The 3,208-nt window shown below is 59.9% G+C and carries 4 protein-coding genes and 1 pseudogene; 2 read left to right on the forward strand and 3 right to left on the reverse strand.

The window, feature by feature from the left end:
• Positions 1-206: 206 nt before the first annotated feature.
• Positions 207-1,127, forward strand: a complete 921-nt coding sequence (locus HX823_RS31475; RefSeq protein ID WP_177078541.1) for a LysR family transcriptional regulator — start codon at positions 207-209, stop codon at positions 1,125-1,127.
• 3 nt (positions 1,128-1,130) lie between these two features.
• Here the strand turns inward: HX823_RS31475 and HX823_RS32130 are convergent, their stop codons facing one another.
• The 3 genes from HX823_RS32130 to HX823_RS31485 all read right to left on the reverse strand — a co-directional run bounded on the left by HX823_RS32130 (position 1,131) and on the right by HX823_RS31485 (position 2,053).
• Positions 1,131-1,265 carry a hypothetical protein gene (locus HX823_RS32130; RefSeq protein WP_256348987.1) on the reverse strand — a complete coding sequence of 45 codons (135 nt, stop codon included), beginning with the start codon at positions 1,263-1,265 and terminating at the stop codon, positions 1,131-1,133.
• Positions 1,266-1,276: 11 nt separating this feature from the next.
• Positions 1,277-1,438, reverse strand: coding sequence for a hypothetical protein (locus HX823_RS31480; protein WP_010210501.1), 162 nt, complete (start codon positions 1,436-1,438; stop codon positions 1,277-1,279).
• A gap of 69 nt (positions 1,439-1,507) precedes the next feature.
• The gene (locus HX823_RS31485; RefSeq protein WP_033902169.1) at positions 1,508-2,053 is read right to left on the reverse strand and encodes a hypothetical protein; all 546 of its coding nucleotides are present in this window, start codon (positions 2,051-2,053) and stop codon (positions 1,508-1,510) included.
• A gap of 417 nt (positions 2,054-2,470) precedes the next feature.
• On the opposite strand from HX823_RS31485, the pseudogene HX823_RS31490 reads away from it, so the two are divergent.
• A pseudogene (locus tag HX823_RS31490) lies at positions 2,471-3,208 on the forward strand (circularly permuted type 2 ATP-grasp protein); the annotation flags it as partial.

A 3,208-nucleotide genomic window follows, 5' to 3' on the forward strand; every position in this document is an offset into this window, starting at 1 on the left:
GCCCCACAGGTGCCCGCCCATGGACCAGGTGCCGAGGGCAATCCGCGAGACCGCTTGGTCGATGCCGGCAATTCTGATGGTCTCAACGTGCATAAAAAAATCCCATGGCGCGCAATAATGCTTAGAAAAACAATTACTCTAAGTCATCTACGGTTGAATCGGGCTCAACGCCGCATACAGCCGAATTCCTGCTCAAGAGACTTGAAATGGCTGCTTTCAACCGTTCCGAATTGGCTGACCTCAATGTGTTCATGGCGATCATCCGTCGCCGCAGCTTCCGCCACGCCGCCCATGAACTGGGGGTGACCACCTCGGCGTTGAGCCACACCATGCGCAACCTGGAAACCCGCCTGGGCGTCAAGCTGCTCTATCGCACCAGCCGCGCCGTGGAACCTACCGATGCGGGCTCCCTGTTGGCGGAAAAACTCCTCCAGGGGTTTGCCACCATCAAGGACGGCCTCGACACTCTGGAGCTATATCGCGAGGCACCGATCGGCCGCTTGCGCCTGAATGTGCCACGGGACGCGGCGGTCTTGCTGCTGGCGCCGATTCTTGGGGACTTTTGCGCGGCTTACCCGCAACTGCGCCTGGACCTGATCGTGCAGGACCAGATGATCGACATCATCGCTGAAGGCTACGACGCGGGTATCCGCTACGGCGCCACCGTGCCCCAGGACATGGTCGCTGTACCGCTGACGGCTGAGCTGCGCTGGATCATGGTCGCCTCCCCCACCTATCTCGCCCGACGCGGCACGCCCCAGGCCCCCAAGGACTTGCTGGAGCATTCCTGCGTCCGCATGTACCTGGGCGACAAGACCACCTACAAGTGGGAATTGGGCAACGGCACACGGCAACAACGCATCGACGTGCCCGGCCACTTCAGCGCGGCCGATACCGAGACCATCGTCAATGCCGCACTGCAAGGGGTGGGGATTGCCTACTGCCTGTCCAACCGTGTGGAGCAGGAGCTGAAAGAGGGCCGCCTGGTGGAGGTAATGCCTGACTGGGCCTGCATGGGCGAGCCGTTGTGCATGTATTACCCCAGCCGGCGCCAGTCACAGCCGGGGTTGCGGCAGTTGATGGATATGATCCGGATGAAAACCATTGGCTCACAGATGATCGAGTGACGCTCAGTCCTGGTTTTCGGTATTGCCCACATCCGCCGCGTCATCCAGATCGTTCAGCGGCACTTCTGCATCGTCCATCAATGAACCGGGGTCTTCGTTGCCTGGGTCGTTGAGTTCATCATCAAGTTCTTTGGACATGACCGTCTCCTCTAACCGCCTTGGGTGTCGATATCGGCATCGGTTTCAGGCTTGGGCTCAGGCTTGGGCTTGAAGTCTGGACTGTAGTCGTTTTCCTTGGCCTTGGGGTCTTTGGCCGGCACCGGGTCTTTGGGCGCATCCGCACCGGTGGCGGGTTGTTTGTCTGTGCTCATGGTTACCTCTCGGAAAATATCGCCTGGGTAGAGTTAAGGTCATGCCCAGGGCGGTGAAGTTCCATCGGCTTACGACCCAGGGTTGTCGACCTGGATATAAAACGCATACGCGGCGAGCAGTACCCAGAACACCATGAACAGCCAGGGTGCGCGCATGGAGAACAGCAGCGACTTGCGGTAGCCCTTGTGGGACGACTCCATCTCGGAAAACAGCGGTGATTCGTCGTACGCCATACCCATCACCGGCTCGCTGCGCAACAGCTCGCTTTGCTTGAAGTGCCAGTGATCGATGATGTCATACGCCGCGCGGATCCCCGGCCAGGCGTTGAGGGAACTGAGGATGCCCAGCGCCGCGAGGAAAATCGGCACCACCACGGTGAACAGCTTGCCCCACTCGGGGTTGAGGTTGCCCATGCCGGACACGAAGGCGATCACCAGGAACGACTGCGCGGTGAGATAGGCGTCGGTGCGGTTGGCGAGGATGGTGGTTTCGTATTGGATTTCGCGCCGGTAGAAATCCAGGCGGTCCTTGGGCGAACCGAAGATCTTGGCGTTGTGCTCGCTGTGATCGGGCAGGCTCGATTCCGGGGTTTCGGGTGAGATGATTCTGGGCACGGCGGTGCTCCATGCAGGTTCGTGTGCCGTTAGAAGAATCGCGGGCGGATGAAGTTCAAGTTTGTTCATGCACCAAGTCGGAGCATGGCGTGCACTGTAGTGAACGGGCTTGCCCCGCGCTGGAGTGCGTAGCGCTCCCGCTTTTGGTCGGGCCGCTGCGCAGCCCAGCGCGGGGCAAGCCCGCTCACTACAAAAGCCTCTCAGCTCGACAGCTTGAATAGGGTTTCCGGCACAAGCATTGCTTTATCCATTCATCTGCCCGGATACAGGAGCATTGGTTACCTCCCGACCCAGAGCCGACCCCCATAAGAAAGTAAGGACCAGGCCCTTTGGCACCCACCGCCACGGGCTCATAAAAAATGCGTTTTTTGAAACGGCAGTGCCACCTGCTCCCCTCGGCACTGACAAGGTACTGGAATGGCTCGATCTTTCTTTGATGAAATGAATGACGCAAACGGCGTGTGCCGTGCGCATTACCAGGATTTTTCCCGCTGGCTGGCGAATACGCCGCCGGAGCTGCTGGCCCAGCGTCGCCGTGAAGCCGATTTGCTGTTCCACCGCGCCGGAATCACCTTCACCTTGTATGGCGACGAGCAAGACACCGAGCGCCTGATCCCCTTCGACATCATCCCGCGCAGCATCCCCGCCAGTGAATGGAGCGTGATCGAACGCGGCTGTATCCAGCGCGTCAATGCGCTGAACATGTTCCTCGCCGACATCTACCACGACCAGCGCATCATCAAGGCCGGGATCATTCCGGCAGACCAGGTGCTGGGCAACGAGGGTTACCAGAAGGCCATGGTCGGGCTGGACCTGCACCGCGACATCTATTCGCACATTTCCGGCGTGGACCTGGTGCGCGATGGTGACGGCACTTACTACGTGCTGGAAGACAANNATGATGATGCGCCTGTTCCCCGAGGTGTTCGCCAAACAGCGCATCGCACCGGTGGACCACTACCCCAACCTGCTGCTCAAGACCCTGAAAAGCTCAAGCCGCCTGGACAACCCCAACGTGGTGGTGCTGACGCCGGGTCGCTTCAACAGCGCGTTCTTCGAGCATGCGTTCCTGGCCCGTGAAATGGGCGTGGAATTGGTAGAGGGCGCGGACCTGTTCGTGCAGGACCTCAAGGTGTTCATGCGCACCACCGACGG

This window comes from Pseudomonas sp. P7759 (genome assembly GCF_013386445.1).
GTDB classification, from domain to species: domain Bacteria; phylum Pseudomonadota; class Gammaproteobacteria; order Pseudomonadales; family Pseudomonadaceae; genus Aquipseudomonas; species Aquipseudomonas azotoformans_A.